Below are 18,528 nucleotides of genomic sequence, written 5' to 3'. Positions count from 1 at the left end.
AGTTTAGCATTGATCAGCGATAAAAACGAATGTTGCCATGCGTCCGGTTTTGGCCTGACGACGATACGAATAATACTCCTCGGCCTGCCGATAGGTACACTGATCACCACCTAAAATGGTGGTTACCCCCTGCTCGGTCAGGATATAGCGGGCAATCGCATATAAATCGGCATAGAATTTTCCGGCCTGTTTCCCTGCCTGAAAGGCGCTGCTTAATGCGGGATATTTCTCACAAAATACCTGCTTTACTTCGGCCCCTACCTCAAAACACGGCTGGCTAATGGCCGCGCCTAACCAGGCCCAGGTCGGTGGGTGCTGCATGGCGGCAATGGTATTTTCAACAATACCCTGTGCCAGACCTTTCCAGCCGGCATGTAAATTGGCCACTTCAGTGCCATCCTGATTGCCCAGCACAATGGGCAGGCAGTCGGCGGTCATCATCATTAAGGCATGGCCTTTGCGCTGCGTGACCAGTCCATCGCCTTCCGGTGCATTAAAATGCAGCTCATCATTTATCACATGACACAAGGTGCTGTGGGTCTGGTTCATCCAGCTGATTGTATTAACACCGTATTCGGCCAGCTGTTCCAGTAACAGCATACGATGCTGCTGCACCCGTTCCGCTGCATCCTGCACATGCAAGGCCAGGTTAAAACCGGCCAGTTCCGGTACTTGCGCTGGCAAGGCCTGCTGATGCTGAATCCGCGTTTGCGCCACATAAACCTGTGCCGGTAATCCCTGAATAAATTGCATCTCAGCTCCTGTGTTCACTTAAAAGCGGCGTTGAGATCATACTTTCTCAACGCCGCAGAACGGTTTAATAGGCAGCGTTTTCGCTACGCAACACATCCACCAGCTGGCTGAAATCTTCCGGCCACGGCGCTTCAAACATCATGTCCTGTTTGGTACGTGGATGCACCAGCCCCAGTTTGGCCGCGTGCAGTGCCTGACGTTTAAAACCGCGCAAGGTTTCATTCAGCAGCTCGGAGGCTCCAGCCGGCACACGCACACGTGGCATATACACCGGATCGCCAATCAGACCATGACCAATATAGCTGAAATGAACCCGGATCTGATGGGTACGGCCGGTTTCCAGACGCGCCTGAACCCGGGTGAAATGCTGGAAACGCTCTTTCACGTTATAGTGCGTCACGGCATCTTTCCCGCCCGGAAGCACTGTCATTTTGACACGGTCGACCGGATGGCGCTTGATCGGTTCATCAATGGTGCCGCCGGCAATGATATTGCCATATACCACCACGTCATAAATCCGGTACACCGACTTGTTGGCCAGCTGCTTGCTCAGGTCAAACTGCGCTTCCAGATTTTTCGCCACCACCAGCAAACCGCTGGTGTCTTTATCAATACGATGTACCAGCCCGGCACGTGACAATTCTGCCGATTTTGGATAATGGAACAGCAAGGCATTGACCAGTGTGCCGGTAATATTGCCCGCACCAGGATGCACCACCATGCCAACCGGTTTATTAATCACTAAAATATCATCATCTTCATAGACAATATCTAAAGGGATGTTTTCAGGCTGACTGTTGGTCTGTGCTTCAAGTTCAACATTTAAACTTAACAGTTCATTGCCTTCGCACTTGTACTTTGGTTTGACAGTGTTACCATTCACCAACAAATGGCCATCTTTTAGCCACTGTTTCAGTTTTTCACGTGAAAAATCACTCCAGATGAGAGCTGCAACCTGGTCGATACGTTGCCCCAGATAGCTTTCATCCAGTTGAAATTGCAACGATAAACGTGTTGCAGTTGGGTCTGAAGTATGATTATCTGCATCCTCAGAATCATCAAGTAAATTGAAGTCAGTTTCAGGGATGTTGGAATTGGAAGATTGTGCTTGAGACATTTGATCATTCAGACAAAAGTGGTTTAATAGCGCAATTGTAGCTCATTGCCCGTAATAACAGAGGAATTTTTATGTCGCTACCACGTTATAAAATTACCATGCTAGCTCTTTCACTTGGCGTTGCATCTGCAATCGTGGGCTGTAGCAGTAATCCAAAAAAAGAAGTGGTCGATACAGGTCCGCAATCTAGCGAACAAGTTTATATTCAAAAAGCAGAACGAGCACTGGAACGCGGGCAATATACCGATGCTATCCAGCATCTTGAAGCATTAGAAACCTATTATCCTACCGGTGAATATGCCCAGCAGGCACAACTTGAGCTGCTGTATGCAAAATTCCAGCAAAAAGATTATGAAGGTGCAGTCGCACTGGCCGACCGTTTTATCCGGATGAACCCGCAGCATCCAAATGCTGACTATGCCTACTATGTGCGCGGCGTGGCCAATATGGAACAGAACTATGATGGTTTAATCCGTTATACCTCGTTAAAACAGGCGCATCGTGATGTCAGCTATTTAAAAGTGGCTTATCAGAACTTTGTCGATTTCATTCGCCGTTATCCATCAAGCACCTATGCTGTGGATGCTGCACAACGTATGCAGTTTATCGGGCAAGAGCTGGCAGAAGCGGAAATGAATGCGGCACGTTTTAATATTAAACGTAAGGCCTGGGTCGCCGCGGTGGAACGTTCACTCTGGGTAATCGAACATTATCCGCAAACCCCACAGATTCCGGAAGCAATTGCCACCGCAGCCTATGGTTATACCCAACTGGGTGACCGTGCCACTGCACAACAGTATATTGACCTGTTAAAACTGAACTATCCAAATCTGGTTAAAGCCGAGGGCTCTGTAAACCTGCGTGCTGCACGGAATGAAGGTAGCTGGCTAAACCGTGCGACTTTGGGTATTTTTGGTCGTGAAGCACAGGCCACCACCGAACAGCAGCAAAAACTGGCCAACCAGCAGGAAGAACCACGTAGCTGGACCAACCGTTTAAGTTTTGGTTTGCTGGACCGTCCTGAAAAACAGGAAAACAGTGAAGCGGCCGAGTAAACATAATTAACATCCATGACTGTCTTAAATTTGATTTAAACATTCCATTGGATACGCGGATGTGGCAGGGATGCCACACGTTCCCCATCACAACAAGGATGTTGTGTATGGGGAACAAAGACTTTTGCCTACTTTGGGTCTTTCCAAAGTAGGAAATTCTCCATACAAAGCCCTTAACAGGCCGAATGAAAATAGAGGCCCAACACACTTAAAATAAAATTTTTTTCTTCCCTTTATTGTCCTAACACAAGTACAGCTTTGAAAAATAGCGAGTAAGGATAGAGCTTTTAACCTGTTTTTCAATTTTGCAAAATATAAAGCATACGTTACTATACTTGCCCTTTTATCTTGGCCACTTGCCTGAACACGCAAAACCGGATAGAAAGGAAACAATACACTGTAATCTCTATACCCTGTCGATCTGTTCGACCTACCGCTTAACCGACCCGATAAAAACAGTATGGCTATTCCTCAACACACGATTGATCAGATTCTGGATCGGACCGACATTGTCGATCTGATTGGTCAGCGCGTGAAACTGAAAAAAACCGGGCGGACCTATTCGGGCTGTTGTCCATTTCATCAGGAAAAAACCCCGTCTTTCCACGTTTATCGCGACAAACAGTATTATCACTGCTTTGGCTGTCAGGCCAACGGCAATGCAATTCGCTTTTTAATGGATATCGACAGCCGTAACTTTGTCGATGTCATGAAAGATCTGGCCAGTCAGACCGGTATCGAGCTGCCAAAAGACAATCAGGACAGCAAAAAACTGGTCTATAAACGCGAGGCCAAAAAACCGGAGCCACCGGCCAAAACTGCACCCGCGCCAGCAACACCCACACCGACCGAAACTGATCAAGTCCCTGCTGCACATTTTGATCCTTTTGAGCAGTTCCAGCCAGCAGATGATCCCTTTGCCGGTTTTGAACAGTATCCGGATTTTGATCAGGAGGCGGTGCAGGAAGGCAACCTGTTTGATCTGCTGGAAAATGTGGCACAGTTTTATGAACAGCAGTTACCGCACAGCCAGTCGGCACAGCAATATTTTCGCCAGCGCGGTTTAAGCGCACAGACCATCCAGTTCTGGCGTTTGGGCTATGCACCGGAAGACTGGCAGCATCTGGAAAAAGCCTTTCCGCAAGATATTGAAGGTTTAAAACTGCTGGGGCTGATTCGTACCAGCGATTCCGGCCGTGATTTTGACCTGCTGCGGGACCGGGTGATTTTCCCGATCCGCGATCACAAAGGGCGTGTGGTCGGTTTTGGTGGCCGTGCGCTCAATGACGAGATCAAGCCGAAATATATCAACTCGCCCGATTCGGAAGTCTTCCACAAAAACCAGCTGTTATATGGCCTATACGAAGGCCGCAAACAGAAAGCCCAGGACTGGCTGATGGTGGAAGGCTATATGGATGTGATTGCGCTGCAGCAATATGGCATTTATGGCGCCGTGGCAACGCTGGGGACTGCCAGTAATACCGAACACCTGAATATTCTGTTTAAGCAGAACTCGCGCATTACCATTGCCTTTGATGGTGATGCCGCAGGTCAGAAAGCAGCGCGACGTACGCTGGAAATTGCCCTGCCCCTGCTGAATGATGGCCGTGAACTGAAGTTTTTTGTACTGCCGGATGATCATGACCCAGACTCGCTGATCCGCCGTGAAGGTATTGAAAATTTCCGCCGCCTGCTCGATCAGGCACCGCTACTGTCTGATTTTGTGTTTGCGCATTTAAGTCAAAACCATGATATCAGCAAGCCCGAAGGCAAAAGTCAGGTGATGGGTGAGTTAAAACAGCTGACCGAACTGTTACCGAAAACTGGCTCTTACCGTTATCTGCTGCAACAGTTTTTCCGCGAGAAGCTCGGCTTTAACCGCAAATGGCAGCCACATACCAATAATGATGCCTCACTCAGCTTTAGCACCAAGGTTGATGCCGAAGAATATGTGGTGGCGATTCTGATCAACCATCCGTATTTATATATTCATTTTGAACCGTTACGCGCACTGATTCCGGCCGATCAGTTACTGGCCAAAATCCTGCAAATCTTTAACGGAATTTTTGATGAATTACCGGATGACCCAGAACTGGCCAAATACTATGTGCTAGGCGCCTGTGCGGCTTATCACTACGAATTACAGCGCATTTTACAGCAGGCCAATGTCGGCGATTACACCACTTCGCCGGAGAAAGCCGATAAGCTGGCCGAAGACTTTTCCATTAAACTGCAATACCATTTCTTACAGCAAAAAATCCGCTCGAAGAAATTTAGCAGTATTGAAGAAATGCGTAATCTGAAACATCAGATTTATCAGATTGACAAAAAACGTTCTCTGACCTTACTGGAAGAATAAGCGGCATTAAAACAATGCTAAACCATCACAATGGCTTAGCGTTTAGATTTACGCCGCTTGGCACTGACCTGCTGCAGTTCGCTTTGCAGCATTTCAAAGTATTCCGGATCTTCGGCTTTGGCCGCCTGACGCAGCACAATCGAGGTGGGATGCAGTAATTTCTGGGTCAAACGGTAAGAAAATTCCTGTAACACCTGTGCCGCATTTTCACCTTTGGCAATTCGCGCCATCGCCAGTTGCAGTTCTTCCTGACGTAACGTTTCACCCTGCTCACGATAAGCCTGAATGGTACTGCCGGCACTTTTGACCTTTTGCTGGGTTACCAGTTCGGTCGCCAACTGATTCACCATCACCTCGGCTTCTACCGCGGCCTGACGACGCTGTGCCAGATTCTCATCAATCACGCTTTGCAGGTCATCGACACCGTATAAATACACACCATCTAGTGATTCGACTTTCGGGTCGATATCACGCGGAACAGCCAGATCGACCAGCAACATCTGCTGGTAACGACGCTTTTTCAGCGCGGCTTTGACTTCTTTATAGCCAATCACCTGATGCAGGCTGCCGGTACAGCTGGAGATCACATCGGCGCGATGCAAATGTTCTGCCAGCTGTTCAAATTCAATAATTTCAACTTCTACCCGATGGGCAATTTCCTGGGCCAGATTTTCAGCACGGGCACGGGTGCGGTTGCAGATCATGACCTTGGCCACGCCCATTTCCGCCAGATGTTTGGCCACCAGACTGTTCATTTCACCTGCCGCCACCACCAGCACGGTCAGCTTGTCCGGATGGCTAAACACCTGTAGCGCCAACTGTGCTACTGCATAGCCCATGGACACCGCATGACTGCCGACTGCCGTTTCAGAACGCACCCGTTTGGCCGCATAAAAGGCGTATTCAAAAATATGGTTTAAATCTTGCGAAACCGTGTGGGCATCTTTGGCCAAAGATAAGGCCGATTTGACCTGCCCCAGAATTTGCGGTTCACCGAGCATTAGGGAATCGAGGCCGCTGGCAACGCGCATTAAGTGGGTGACAGCCTGCGCATTTTCATAGCGATAAACGTGATTTTGTAGTTGTTTGACATCCAGACCATTTACCTGGGCGAGCCAGCCCAGCACCGTGTCTGCATGGTCAGACATGGCGTACACTTCAGTTCGGTTACATGTAGAAACCACCACCATGTCATTTAACAGGTGGCTCTGGCTTTGTTCGGCAAGTAATTGAGTTAACTTTTCAGGGTTAAAAGCAATTTGCTCACGCAATTCTACAGAGGCGGTTTGATGGTTGACACCCAATGCAAAGAAAGACATATCAGATCATCATTTCGCTAAATTTATGCTATTGTGCAATAACGGTGTCATAAAAAGCATTACTTGGATCAAGAAAAATTGCGTCAAACAACCAGCCGGCTTAGCGGCGCGACAATTAAGCAATATTCTACCACAATCTTACTCGTGGGTAGCATGGCTTCTAGTGCTCATATTAGAGCATCTGGAGATTTTTTCCATGCACCTACAAATCTGAATGCCATAAAACAAAGCATGGTGGCGGAATTTGCCCTCGCCTCAAATGACGTGGCCACCGCCTTACATAACTATACTGTACTGGCAATTAAAAGTAATTCAACCAGTATTAAACAGCGCGCACTGAATATTGCACTGGAACACAATGACTTAAATGCAGCTTTGGACATTGCCACCCACTGGGTGATTCAGGAACCGGAAGATGTTCCAGCCCTGTTTTATCTGGCGCATATTGCCCTGAAAGCGCATGAATATGACCTGGCCGCTGAAACCCTGGACAAGATTCTGGCCATTGATGCCACTGCCGATTTAGAACAGATTCTGGCCGGTATTGCCCCGGAGTCGCCAGAAGATCGTGAGTTTCTGATTCAGGCACTACGCACCAGCAAAGAAAAAGATAATCCCTCAATTCTGATTCTGATTGCCGGTTTAAAAGCCCAGAATGGCCAGTTAGAAGAAGCGCTGGAAACGGTCAACCGGGTGCTACGCAAACGTCCGAAAGTGACCGGTTATATCCTGCTCAAAGCCAGCCTGCTAAGTGCGCTGCAAGACTCGAAAGCTGCCCAGGAATGGTATGCCAAATCCAGCCGCAAACATAAAAACAATCTGGAAGTACGTCTGGCTGAAGCCAAATATCTGTTAAAAACCAATCAGCCGGAATTGGCCCTGACCAAACTGGAAGCGATGCTGGAAAAATGGCCAAAGGAAGATGAAGCCCTGTTTCTGGCTGGTCTGACCAGTATTGACTTGAAGCAGTATGAAAAGGCCGAGAAATATCTGGTCGAGTTGCGCTATTCCAACCAGTATCAAAATGAAGCCTATTACTATCTGGCGGTCAATGCCGAGCGTAAACAGCATTTTGAAACCGCCAAAGCCTATTACCGTCTGGTCGATGGCAGCCTGTATACCGTTTCGCGGCGCAGCATGATCAATATTTATAGCCAGCAAAGCCGCCAGCATGAAGCCTTACGCTTTTTAACCCAGGAACGGGTCAATTATCCGCAGCATGCCAGTTTTTTATATCAGGCTCAGGCGGAAATTCTAAAGCGCATGAACAACAAGACTGCCGCCTTAAGACTGCTGGATGAAGCCATCCGCAATTTACCCGATGATCCGGAACTGCTGTATTCAGAAGTGTTGCTGCTAGACCCTTATCAGGACAAAGACAAACTGGACCGCTTGCTGAAAAAGCTGTTACAGGTCGAGCCGAACAGTCCGACTTATTTAAATGCCTATGCCTATACCCTGGCGCTGCAAAACCGCCGGCTGGATGAAGCACGCCAGTATGTGGAACAGGCACTGGAATTCGCCCCGGAACAGGCCTCAATTCTGGATACTTTAGGCCTGATCAGCTATCTGCAAAATGATTTTGACACCTCTGCCCAGGTGCTGGAAAAGGCTTTTGCCTTAAGTGCAACAGTCAAAATTGGGGTCCGTTATGCCAAGGCGCTGTATATGCAGGGCAATTTGACAAAATTTAGTCAAGTTTTACAACAACTCCAACAAAAATATCCAAATGATCCGCAATTAGAACAGCTTCATTCGTTATTGTTACCGCAACACAGCCCTCAGAGTTAATACGCATGCAACTTATTTCCAAACTCAGTCTTAGTCTTGTCACGGTCAGCACCCTGGTGCTGGGTGGTTGTCAGCAGTTCACCCAACCGCAAACACCCGCAAGCCCAATGGTTGAGGCAGAAAATCAGTTTCATCTGCAAGGAAAAATCGGGGTACGCACACCACAGCAGTCAGGCAGCGCCTTTTTTAACTGGCTGCAACAGCAGGAACAGTTTGATATTGAACTAAGCGGCATTTTAGGCGTCGGTAAAACACAGATTTCCGGCCAGCCGGGACAAGTCACACTGAATAGCGCCAAAACCGGCACCATTCAGGCAGCAACAGCCGAAGAACTGCTGCAGCGGGCCACCGGCTGGCAAGCGCCAATCAGTCATATCATTGACTGGGTGCAGGCACGTCCGGCCACCACACAGGCCAAAGTCGCTTACGATAGCCAGCGTCGTCCAACCCAGTTTCTAGAAGATGGCTGGACCGTTGATTTAAGCTATAACGAACAGGCGCGTTTGCCAAACCGTTTAATTTTAAAGCAAACATTTGAATCCGGTCAGGAGAACCGTATTACAATGGTGATCCAAAACCGTTAATTTTGTGCTGTCATGATTCGTGTTCCCTCACCTGCCAAACTGAACCTGTTTTTGCATATTACTGGCCGCCGTGAAAATGGCTATCATGAACTGCAAAGCATTTTCCAGCTGATCGATCTCTACGACTGGCTTGAATTTGAGCCATTGGATACAGCCGAGATTCAGATCGACGGTTTAAATTCAGTCGATCTGGAACAGAACCTGATTTATCGGGCGGCGCAGATCTTAAAACCTTTTGCCCAAGCGCCGACCGGTTTAAAAATCCGGCTGGACAAACAGATTCCTATGGGTGCCGGACTTGGTGGTGGCTCATCCAATGCCGCCACCACCCTCATTGTGCTGAACCAACTGTGGCAATGTGGACTCAATTCTGAGCAGCTGGCCGATTTAGGGGTGCAACTGGGCGCCGATGTGCCGATTTTTGTCCATGGCCGCAATGCCTGGGCAGAAGGTATTGGTGAACACTTAACATTCATAGACTTAGAACAAAAACAGTACATAGTGCTAAAACCTGACTGTTTTATCAGCACTCAACTGCTTTTTTCACAAAAAACGTTGACAAGAGATACGAAGCCATCTAAATTTTGCGCCTATCAGTTGAAGCCATCTGATTTCGGAAACAACTTTGAGCCACTGGCCAGAGCCTTATATCCTGAAGTCGATGAAGCCATGCAATATCTGGATCAGTTCGGAGTTGCCAAGCTTACAGGTACAGGTGCCTGTGTTTTTATTGAAGTGACTTCAGAAATGAAGATTGATGAGATTCTGGCTCAGGCACCATGTAAAGCTTACCTGGTCCACAGTTTAGCCGAATCACCATTAATTCATTTCAAAGTTGAATAGGGGTATCGCCAAGTGGTAAGGCAGCGGGTTTTGATCCCGCCATCCGTTGGTTCGAATCCAGCTACCCCTGCCATTTTTCACCTGTAGATGTACTGTATTAGGGGTATCGCCAAGTGGTAAGGCAGCGGGTTTTGATCCCGCCATTCGTTGGTTCGAATCCAGCTACCCCTGCCATCTTACAGTCATCAAATTTAGGGGTATCGCCAAGTGGTAAGGCAGCGGGTTTTGATCCCGCCATTCGTTGGTTCGAATCCAGCTACCCCTGCCATTTTCTCGAAAAAGACAGAGCATTGGTTTGCTGTTCTGCTGTTAATTTACCTTGACATCGACCAGCAAAAATATTAAAGTTCTGCCGCATTAGGGGTATCGCCAAGTGGTAAGGCAGCGGGTTTTGATCCCGCCATTCGTTGGTTCGAATCCAGCTACCCCTGCCATCTATTTCCATACATTCCAACCGCCAAGGGTGCTTCATGCCCAATCTTGTCGTTTTTAGTGGAACTGCGCATCCACAATTCGCCCAAAAAGTCGTAAGCCATCTTCACATTCCTTTAGGTGCTGCCTCAGTCGGTCAGTTTTCTGACGGTGAAATTGCTGTAGAAATTACCGAGAATGTACGTGGTAAAGACGTTTTCATCGTTCAGCCTACTTGTGCCCCAACCAATGATAACCTGATGGAAATCCTGGTGATGGCAGATGCATTGCGTCGTGCAAGTGCTGGCCGTATCACTGCCGTGATTCCTTATTTCGGTTATGCCCGTCAAGATCGTCGTCCTCGTTCAAGCCGTGTGCCAATTACTGCAAAAGTGGTTGCAGATATGTTGACCACTGTCGGTATTGACCGCGTGGTGATGATTGACCTGCACGCTGACCAGATTCAAGGTTTCTTCGATATTCCTGTAGACAACATTTACGGTACGCCAGCGCTGCTTGCTGACTTACGCCAGCAGTCACACGACAACCTGATGGTGGTTTCACCTGACGTGGGTGGTGTCGTACGTGCCCGTGCTGTTGCCAAGCAAATGGGGGATATCGACCTTGCGATCATTGATAAACGTCGTCAAAAAGCCAATGAATCACAAGTGATGCATTTGATTGGTGATGTGAAAGATCGTGACTGCGTCATCGTGGATGACATGGTCGATACCGCAGGTACCCTGTGTAAAGCAGCAGATGCACTCAAAACTTTTGGTGCGCGTAAAGTGGTTGCTTATGCTACTCACCCGGTGCTGTCTGGTAAAGCGATTGAGAACTTAAAGAATTCTGTGATTGATGAACTGGTTGTTACTGACACCATTCCATTATCAGAAGAAGCTCAAAACCTTGGCAAGATTCGTCAGGTTTCAGTCGCAAGCATGGTTGCTGAAACAATTCGTCGTATTAACAACGAAGAATCTATTAGCGCAATGTTCGATTCTTATCTATAATAGTGCGCTAAATTTTCAAAAGCCCTGCTTTATGCAGGGCTTTCTATCACCAGATCGGTCGCAGGTCTGGTTTATTTAACCTGAAATAGGATGTCTATCATGGCAAACTTCGTATTAAACGCTCAAGCGCGTGAAGCAGCTAACCAAGGGAAAGGTGCGAGCCGCCGCCTTCGTCACGCTGCTCAAGTTCCAGCTATCATTTATGGTGGCGACGCTGAGCCAGTAGCAGTAACTTTAGAACTTCGTGAGCTTGTAAAAGCTTTAGAAAGCAATGCTTTCTTTGAAGAAGTTGTAGAAATCAAAGTAGGCGACAAAGTTGAAAACGTGAAAATCCAAGCGTTACAACGTCACCCTGCTAAAAACACACCAATGCACGCTGACTTCAAACGCGCATAAGTGTTAATGGTGTAAATTAGTGTCAAATATTTCACTGATTGTTGGTTTGGGCAACCCAGGTGCTGAGTATGCCCAAACCCGCCATAATGCAGGCTTCTGGTTTGTTGAACGCCTTGCAGATCAATATGGCATCTCTTTAAAAGCTGATCCGAAATTCAAAGGCATCAGCGGTCGCGGTAATATTGAAGGTCAGGACGTTCGTCTGCTATTACCAACAACCTTTATGAACCGTTCCGGTCAAAGTGTTGTGCCCTTCGCCAAATTCTATCAAATCGCACCTGAAGCCATGCTGATTGCCCATGATGAACTGGATATGAATCCGGGGATTATTCGCCTGAAAACTGGCGGCGGTCATGGTGGTCATAATGGTTTACGTGACATCGTTCCACACACCGGTCCAAATTTCCACCGTTTACGCATTGGTATTGGTCATCCGGGGTCTAAAGAACGTGTTTCCGGTCATGTGCTCAGCAAAGCCCCAAGTCAGGAACAAGGCTTGATGGACGATGCCCTCAGCCACGCGCTGTCTCGCATGAAATTACTGGTCAATGGTGAGATTCAGCAAGCCATGAACCAGATTAATGCCTATAAACCCAACGAATAACCTAATAATTGTTGAACAATCCTGCTTGCCATCTGGCAAAATTGGGCGCAAAATGCGCTCGTCGGCTGATTCGGTCGCAGTGATTGATTCAACCATAAGATAAAGATCTTAGGTCCACTAAGGAGACGCTAGCCATGCTATCTCGTTTATTAAAATGCAAAATTCACCGTGCTTTCGTGACACATGCGGAACTTCATTATGAAGGTTCATGTGCAATTGATGGCAAACTTATGGATTTAGCTGGCATTCGCGAATACGAAGAAATTCACGTCTGGAACGTGACCAACGGCAAACGCTTTACCACTTATGCGATTCGTGGTGAAGACAATTCAGGCATCATTTCAGTCAATGGTGGCGCAGCACATCAGGCAGATGTCGGCGATATCATCATTATTGCGACTTTCGGTGATTTCACTGAAGCAGAAGCCAATGCGCATAAACCACGTCTGGTATATGCCAACCCGGACAACACCGTGAGCCACACCGCCAACTGTATTCCGGTACAAGTCGCTTAAGACCTAAGATCATCCTACGAAAAAGCCCGCACATTGCGGGCTTTTTTATAGCATCTAGATCATGGATCATTTAAAACAGATACTGCCCTGCTGTGCTAATCAGACCATATAGCGCAATCAGAATTAAAAGAGCACCGCACAGCGCCAGCACCGACCGATAACCGCGTGATAGCGTTAAACGATAAAAACCCAAATACAACAAGGATAAAGTCAGAAAATCCAGCACAATCCAGCTGGCGGTCAGCAAGATTAAGCTGTCATTAAAATGATTGGTGACCTGAATAAATTGCGGGAAAAAGGCACTAAAAAACAGAATATCTTTCGGATTGGAAATCCCGACCAGAAAACCCTGCCGAAATCCGCCTACAGCGCTGGCCATCTCCAGTTTCGGTCCGGCAATAGCTCTGCTTTCCTTGAGAATGTCCACCCCCAAATAGGCAATATAGACACAGCCCAGCAGCTTAATTAAATCCAGCCAGAAGGCCTGAATATTGAAGATGCCTTTTAAAATCAGCACCGAGCAGGCAATTAACAGCAAAGAAGCTAAATTGGTCCCGACAATGGTCTGAAACGCCCGCCGGTATCCCCCTTTGAGTCCGGCACCAATCACCAGCATCATCACCGGGCCCGGGGTGGCAATCATGATCACCACCGCCAGACAGTACAACAGATATTCAGCCATATTGATCATCTGTGGTACTCCTGCGCTACTCTTGCTTAAACCTTAGGATGAAAAACTAGTCATCCTCTTCCAGACTGACTTTTAATAAATGCTGGCTAATGCCATCGGCACGTAAAAACGCCAGGTCATAACTCGCGGTCGCCAGTGCCAGTACCCGACGCTCAAATTCCTGCCACAGTGGTTTAACCTGCGCGGCCTGAATGCCAAGGCCACTGTCATCGGCCAGATGCTTGTTTTTTTCACATAACTTGAGCGCATGATATAACTTGCGGCCTGCGCTGGCATCAGGACGTAAACGCACCCGCTTCGACAGCACAAAATGCTCTACCTGCGGCAAACGGGAAAATGGCAACATTGGTACCAGAATCTGGTCCAACTGGGCATCCAGACGCTGCCAGACAGCCGTTTGCTGTTCGGAGGTATAGCCATTCCAGCGTATCACTTCATGATTAAAACGACGACAACCACGACACACTGAATCACCAAATACCGTAGAGCAGCGGCCTGCACACGGGGTCAATGAGGCGATTCGACGATCCGTACTCAAAATATACTCCAGAAAAGCGCAGTAATGCCGGCCTGAATGCGGCCGTATTACTTTTGGTAAAATCATAGGCGAGGATAGGCATCATAGCCGACTCTATCGCAGATTTAAAACCATATTTCTGTTCTGGATTTCTCGCTATCTGGGCACTTTCACGCTAAAATATGCCCCTCAAATTTTTTATATCACATTGGAGTACTCCATGAACGCTACTGTAGAACAGCTTGCACCTGTAGAACAGCAAGCGACCTCTGGTTGGGTTGTTGCCGCACTTTATCAATTCAAAGAAGTTCAAGATCCTGCGGATCTACAACAACGTCTTTTAGACTTGGTAAATAGCATCAACCTGTGCGGTACTCTCATTGTGGCGGGTGAAGGGATTAATGGTACGGTGGCGGGCGACCGCGAAGCCATTGATCAGGTACATCAGTTTCTTTTAAACGAAGGCTTTAGCGCGATGGAATATAAAGAGTCGCACAGCGCCGACAAGCCTTTCCGTAAAATGAAAATCAAGCTGAAAAAAGAAATTGTGACTTTGGGTGTAGAGGTCAAACCACGTGATCTGGTCGGCCATTATCTGGACCCGAAAGAATGGAACGAACTGATTGCACGTGATGACGTAATTTTAATTGATACCCGCAATGACTATGAATACAAGGCCGGGACTTTTAAAGGCGCGATTGATCCACAAACTGAAACCTTCCGTGAATTTCCAGACTATGTGAAAAAAGAACTGGAACAGCACAAAGACAAGAAAATTGCCATGTTCTGTACCGGTGGGATTCGCTGTGAAAAATCCACTTCGTTATTGCTACAAGAAGGCTTCCAGGAAGTTTATCATCTGAAAGGCGGTATTTTGAAATACCTCGAAGAAACCCCGGCAGAAGAAAGCCTGTGGGAAGGTGAATGTTTCGTATTTGATGGTCGTACTGCGGTTACGCATGGTGTGGAAGAAGGTCAAAATACCAAGTGTCATGCCTGTGGTTGGCCTTTACTGCCAGAAGAAGTGGCAGAACCAAGCTATGAACACGGCGTATCTTGTAAATACTGTATTGATAAAACCACAGAAAAACAGAAAGCCGGCTTCCGTATGCGTCAATCTCAGATTGCAGCGGCAAAACGCAAACGTCTGTAATAATGTAAACCAGTACAAATAATTTTACAAAAAGCCCTATTTATAGGGCTTTTTTTACGTCTATTCACATACCAGAATCAATTCAATACCAAAGCACCCTCTGGTACTAACAGAAGCCAATCATGCTTAGGCTAAACTCCAAATCACAACAAAAACAATGCAGTTTTATTTTGACGTACAGATTCTCACCCATGGACAAGGATTGACTTATGCAAAGAACGATAACAACACGCTATAAACACCAATTCCGTACTGCCTTACTGCAACGAGCGCATCAGCAGCAAGATCTGCAATTGCACCACCTGAAACAGCAGCTTGAACAGCGTTCACACTTGTTTATTGTGGGGTTTGGCACCGTGCTCGGCGCGATTCTGGCAATGTTTATTGCCTATCACCTTTCCAATATCTGGAGTGGTTACCTGATTGTCGCTGTCTTGCCGCTGCTGGTGGCGTATGGGCTTCGAAAAGTCTATGTGCACACCCTGTCGCATACCGCTGAGGAAGATTTTTAGTTACGTTTCAGCTCTTTACTGAAAAACCAATCCTCTTTAGCATGAAGGTCTAATTTTTAGGCCTTCTTGACTTTATGAACCTGACCGAATGGATTATTTCCATTATGGAACAGCTGGGCTACTTCGGTATTGCCCTGCTTATGTTTCTGGACAACGTATTCCCCCCTATTCCTTCCGAAATTATTATGCCTTCTGCTGGTTATTCGGCCTCACAAGGTGAATTACTGTTTGTTGGTGTCGTGGTTGCCGGCTGTTTCGGTTCGCTACTGGCCGCGGCCTTGCTGTACTTGGTCGGCTATAAATTCGAACATGATGCGATTTTCCGCTTTGTCGACCGCTACGGAAAATACCTGTTCCTAAAATCGGCCGATGTCAAAAAATCACTGGACTGGTTCGAGCAGTATGGGCATCGCATTGTCTTTGCCGGACGCATGATTCCGGCGGTACGCTCTTTAATTAGTATTCCCGCCGGCATGAGCCGGATGCCCTTCTGGAAATTCATGTTCTACAGCAGCCTCGGCACCATCATCTGGACCACTTTTCTGGCTGCGGTGGGGTTTTATTTTGGCGAAAATCAGGCGCTGATGCAGAAAATTTTTAGCCAGGTCGGCTATGTCATTATTGCAATTGTGATTGCGATTATCGGCTGGATTCTATACCGTAGGTATATGCGTAAACGCGCTTCGTGATGTGCATTGGCCGAGCTACAGGCCAAACTTGGGGATTCAATGAAACACTATTTGCTGCATTTGGCTGCGGTCTACAGCATTGCGCTGGTCCTGCTGACCATGGTTCTAGTTTATGGTTTAAATCTTGGGGTATTAACCCTTTTTCCAACACTGGTGGTGGTCGCGCTGATCAATGCCAAACATTTTGTAAAACGTGAAAAACGCCTGCCGACCTCAGATGAAAGAATTCAGCTGATTTGGGGCAGCAGTGCCGTGACCATCATCATTGGCAGCCTGTTTATCTTTTTTATGGTGCTGATGAACCCCTATGCAGAGCAGATTATTCAATCGGCTGAGAAAATGGGACTGGCCCTCATGGCAGTGTTGATGCTATGTATGGTCGCCATCCATGGTGCGGTATTTTATGCCGCCTACGTCTGGTATGCCGCTTATTGCGCCAAACAGTAATAGTTAGTCGATTTTCAGACACTGTTAAATCAAATTATCCTGAAGTAAATTCTTTCGTGCAGATGGGTGACTTCCGGACAGCGCATCTGCATAGAAAATTTAACCGTATGTAAGTAAGCCCTGCTTTTCGTCACCAGAAACCGACATAAGTTATTTATCTTAACGTGAAAGGTGCAATTCTCCTGCCCGCGCTAGGTGCTGTCTGATCTAAGTTAAACCTCAAGAGATCCGCTTGATCTTAATTTTTTGATTCATTTTACTTAGATCATCATCAGACCCAAGAGGATGCAGACATGACGAATCCAGAAATAGAAACCCAGCGCCAGCAGGAACAAAAACGCGAACAGGTCAAACAGCTGCCAAAACAGCAGCAGCAACAGCTGAATGCCAACCCGAAAACCGGTGAAACCGGCACCCATCCGGTAGGCACCGGTGTCGGTGCGGTCGGCGGTGCAGCTACAGGTGCCGCAGTCGGGGCCACCACCGGCCCGATTGGCGCAGTGGTCGGAGGTACCATTGGTGCCGTGGTGGGCGGTCTGGTTGGTAAAACCGCTGCAGAAGCCGAAAACCCGACCGAAGGTGATGAAGATATTTACTGGCGTGAACACAGCCAGAGCCAGCCTTACTATACCAGCCTGCAAAACACACATCCGGACTTAAGCTATGAGCGCGATTATCAGGCCGCCTATCGGGTCGGTTATGCCCAGCGCTCACGCTATGAACCGGGTACACGCTTTGAAGATGTAGAACCCGATTTACGCAGCGAATGGGAGTCCACCAAGGGCGATACCCGTTTGGCCTGGGAAGATGCCAAACATGCGGTGCGTGATGCCTGGAACCGTATGACCCGCTAATGTAATCCGGCTATAAAAAAACACCTCCGAGGAGGTGTTTTTTTATTTATTCGGTTTGCATCAGTTTGGAGTGTGATACATCAAATACAGTTCATTAAGGTTGTCCGGAATTTCTTCCGCCAGCTCATCCATTAACTGACCATTACGACGGAAGCTTTCCATTTGCGGGTCTTCTTCATCAATGCCGCTAAACACCATGATTGGTAAAGTCAGATCTACCAGCTGTTCTTCAAATTCTGGCGTGAACCAGGCTTCTTCATTCAGGAACATGGCATCCACAAAGCCCACACTCCAGTCGCCCAAGCTCGATTCTACATCTGCTTCTTCAATTTCGAATGGAAATTCGATGCCTTCTTCATTGGCCAGGTTTTGACGAATGGATTCGAGCCAGGTTTTCACCTGCGCTACGATTTCTGCCGGCACTTTTTTCTGGTTGCCTTCAAATAGTTCATCCAGCCATTGGTCAAATTGCGGGCCGACTGCAATGGCACACAAAAAACCATGAGTGGCAGCAAAATCTAGACCGTATTCGTTCTGGTCACCATCTAGATATTCACTCAACAGGTCTAAATCTAAAGCACTCATCTTAAATCCAAAAATCGTCTATACAAGGTATAGCATAGCATTTTCCGAAGACTTTACTGAACCCAAATTTCAGTCATCTTCGTCGTCAAAATCATCTTCGTCGAAGTCATAATCAAAATCCTTGAGATCACGCTCCAGTCGACGCTGTGCCAGCAGATCATCAATCAGGCGACGTTTTTCTAACGATTCTTTCGCACTGATTTTACCTGCCGCTTCATCGAAGCTGACATCATCATCACCGTAGTTATCATCTAGTTCAAAATCTGTTGAAGACACTAAAACTACCTCAGAATGAAAAAATGTGAATGGGTTTAGCCGCT

The 18,528-nt window shown here is 47.4% G+C and carries 21 protein-coding genes and 4 tRNA genes; 18 read left to right on the top strand and 7 right to left on the bottom strand.

Annotated features, from left to right (window positions below):
• Positions 1–3 precede the first annotated feature (3 nt).
• Positions 4–753, bottom strand: a complete 750-nt coding sequence (gene pgeF, locus GA693_RS01850) for a peptidoglycan editing factor PgeF (RefSeq protein WP_005176194.1) — start codon at positions 751–753, stop codon at positions 4–6.
• Between the two features lie 64 nt (positions 754–817).
• Positions 818–1,870 carry a 23S rRNA pseudouridine(1911/1915/1917) synthase RluD gene (gene rluD / locus GA693_RS01845; protein ID WP_104470400.1) on the bottom strand — a complete coding sequence of 351 codons (1,053 nt, stop codon included), beginning with the start codon at positions 1,868–1,870 and terminating at the stop codon, positions 818–820.
• Between the two features lie 71 nt (positions 1,871–1,941).
• Between rluD and GA693_RS01840 the strand changes: the two genes are divergently transcribed.
• Positions 1,942–2,925 (top strand): outer membrane protein assembly factor BamD, encoded by a 984-nt coding sequence (locus GA693_RS01840; protein WP_160241539.1) that lies wholly within the window; start codon positions 1,942–1,944, stop codon positions 2,923–2,925.
• Between the two features lie 460 nt (positions 2,926–3,385).
• Positions 3,386–5,284 carry a DNA primase gene (locus tag GA693_RS01835; protein ID WP_160241540.1) on the top strand — a complete coding sequence of 633 codons (1,899 nt, stop codon included), beginning with the start codon at positions 3,386–3,388 and terminating at the stop codon, positions 5,282–5,284.
• 35 nt (positions 5,285–5,319) lie between these two features.
• On the opposite strand, the gene hemA is transcribed toward GA693_RS01835, so the two are convergent.
• A complete protein-coding gene (hemA, locus tag GA693_RS01830; protein WP_016659909.1) occupies positions 5,320–6,603 on the bottom strand; it encodes a glutamyl-tRNA reductase in 1,284 nt (427 codons plus the stop codon).
• A 78-nt stretch (positions 6,604–6,681) separates the two neighbouring features.
• On the opposite strand from hemA, the gene GA693_RS01825 reads away from it, so the two are divergent.
• The 11 genes from GA693_RS01825 to panD all read left to right on the top strand — a co-directional run bounded on the left by GA693_RS01825 (position 6,682) and on the right by panD (position 12,760).
• Positions 6,682–8,394 (top strand): tetratricopeptide repeat protein, encoded by a 1,713-nt coding sequence (locus GA693_RS01825; protein WP_035363052.1) that lies wholly within the window; start codon positions 6,682–6,684, stop codon positions 8,392–8,394.
• Positions 8,395–8,399: 5 nt separating this feature from the next.
• A complete protein-coding gene (lolB, locus tag GA693_RS01820; RefSeq protein ID WP_016659907.1) occupies positions 8,400–8,978 on the top strand; it encodes a lipoprotein insertase outer membrane protein LolB in 579 nt (192 codons plus the stop codon).
• A gap of 12 nt (positions 8,979–8,990) precedes the next feature.
• Positions 8,991–9,821, top strand: coding sequence for a 4-(cytidine 5'-diphospho)-2-C-methyl-D-erythritol kinase (gene ispE, locus GA693_RS01815; protein WP_005176175.1), 831 nt, complete (start codon positions 8,991–8,993; stop codon positions 9,819–9,821).
• Positions 9,820–9,894, top strand: a tRNA-Gln gene (locus tag GA693_RS01810). The genes ispE and GA693_RS01810 overlap by 2 nt, the downstream gene beginning before the upstream one ends.
• 26 nt (positions 9,895–9,920) lie before the next feature.
• Positions 9,921–9,995 (top strand) — tRNA-Gln (locus GA693_RS01805).
• A gap of 19 nt (positions 9,996–10,014) precedes the next feature.
• Positions 10,015–10,089 (top strand) — tRNA-Gln (locus tag GA693_RS01800).
• Positions 10,090–10,180: 91 nt separating this feature from the next.
• Positions 10,181–10,255: transfer RNA gene (locus GA693_RS01795), tRNA-Gln, on the top strand.
• Positions 10,256–10,291: 36 nt separating this feature from the next.
• Entirely contained in the window at positions 10,292–11,245 is a 954-nt protein-coding gene (locus GA693_RS01790; RefSeq protein ID WP_005176171.1) for a ribose-phosphate pyrophosphokinase, read from the top strand.
• Between the two features lie 99 nt (positions 11,246–11,344).
• Positions 11,345–11,641: a 50S ribosomal protein L25 gene (rplY, locus tag GA693_RS01785; RefSeq protein ID WP_005176167.1), complete on the top strand. Its 297-nt coding sequence runs from the start codon at positions 11,345–11,347 to the stop codon at positions 11,639–11,641.
• Between the two features lie 19 nt (positions 11,642–11,660).
• Positions 11,661–12,245 carry an aminoacyl-tRNA hydrolase gene (gene pth, locus GA693_RS01780; RefSeq protein ID WP_016659905.1) on the top strand — a complete coding sequence of 195 codons (585 nt, stop codon included), beginning with the start codon at positions 11,661–11,663 and terminating at the stop codon, positions 12,243–12,245.
• Positions 12,246–12,379: 134 nt separating this feature from the next.
• Positions 12,380–12,760, top strand: a complete 381-nt coding sequence (gene panD, locus GA693_RS01775; protein ID WP_075167216.1) for an aspartate 1-decarboxylase — start codon at positions 12,380–12,382, stop codon at positions 12,758–12,760.
• 70 nt (positions 12,761–12,830) lie between these two features.
• Here panD and GA693_RS01770 read toward each other — a convergent pair whose 3' ends face one another.
• A complete protein-coding gene (locus GA693_RS01770; RefSeq protein ID WP_171261342.1) occupies positions 12,831–13,448 on the bottom strand; it encodes a LysE family translocator in 618 nt (205 codons plus the stop codon).
• Positions 13,449–13,497: 49 nt separating this feature from the next.
• Positions 13,498–13,989: a DUF1289 domain-containing protein gene (locus GA693_RS01765; RefSeq protein WP_160241541.1), complete on the bottom strand. Its 492-nt coding sequence runs from the start codon at positions 13,987–13,989 to the stop codon at positions 13,498–13,500.
• Positions 13,990–14,188: 199 nt separating this feature from the next.
• Between GA693_RS01765 and trhO the strand changes: the two genes are divergently transcribed.
• The 5 genes from trhO (at position 14,189) to GA693_RS01740 (ending at position 17,623) form a co-directional block, all read left to right on the top strand.
• Complete coding sequence (trhO, locus tag GA693_RS01760; protein ID WP_005176153.1) at positions 14,189–15,121, top strand: oxygen-dependent tRNA uridine(34) hydroxylase TrhO; 933 nt, start codon at positions 14,189–14,191, stop codon at positions 15,119–15,121.
• 209 nt (positions 15,122–15,330) lie between these two features.
• Positions 15,331–15,633, top strand: a complete 303-nt coding sequence (locus tag GA693_RS01755; RefSeq protein ID WP_005176151.1) for a hypothetical protein — start codon at positions 15,331–15,333, stop codon at positions 15,631–15,633.
• Positions 15,634–15,707: 74 nt separating this feature from the next.
• Complete coding sequence (locus GA693_RS01750) at positions 15,708–16,322, top strand: DedA family protein (RefSeq protein WP_160241542.1); 615 nt, start codon at positions 15,708–15,710, stop codon at positions 16,320–16,322.
• 39 nt (positions 16,323–16,361) lie between these two features.
• Complete coding sequence (locus GA693_RS01745; RefSeq protein ID WP_160241543.1) at positions 16,362–16,769, top strand: ABZJ_00895 family protein; 408 nt, start codon at positions 16,362–16,364, stop codon at positions 16,767–16,769.
• Positions 16,770–17,062: 293 nt separating this feature from the next.
• Positions 17,063–17,623, top strand: coding sequence for a glycine zipper domain-containing protein (locus tag GA693_RS01740; protein ID WP_016659900.1), 561 nt, complete (start codon positions 17,063–17,065; stop codon positions 17,621–17,623).
• A 60-nt stretch (positions 17,624–17,683) separates the two neighbouring features.
• Here GA693_RS01740 and GA693_RS01735 read toward each other — a convergent pair whose 3' ends face one another.
• Positions 17,684–18,208, bottom strand: a complete 525-nt coding sequence (locus GA693_RS01735) for a YecA/YgfB family protein (protein WP_005176137.1) — start codon at positions 18,206–18,208, stop codon at positions 17,684–17,686.
• 69 nt (positions 18,209–18,277) lie between these two features.
• The gene (locus tag GA693_RS01730; RefSeq protein WP_005176134.1) at positions 18,278–18,484 is read right to left on the bottom strand and encodes a PA3496 family putative envelope integrity protein; all 207 of its coding nucleotides are present in this window, start codon (positions 18,482–18,484) and stop codon (positions 18,278–18,280) included.
• Positions 18,485–18,528: the final 44 nt, after the last annotated feature.

This window comes from Acinetobacter indicus (assembly GCF_009914475.1).
Taxonomy (GTDB): Bacteria; Pseudomonadota; Gammaproteobacteria; order Pseudomonadales; family Moraxellaceae; genus Acinetobacter; species Acinetobacter indicus.
Note: the sequence above shows the minus strand (reverse complement) of the source record. Positions and strands in the feature narration are given on the sequence as shown.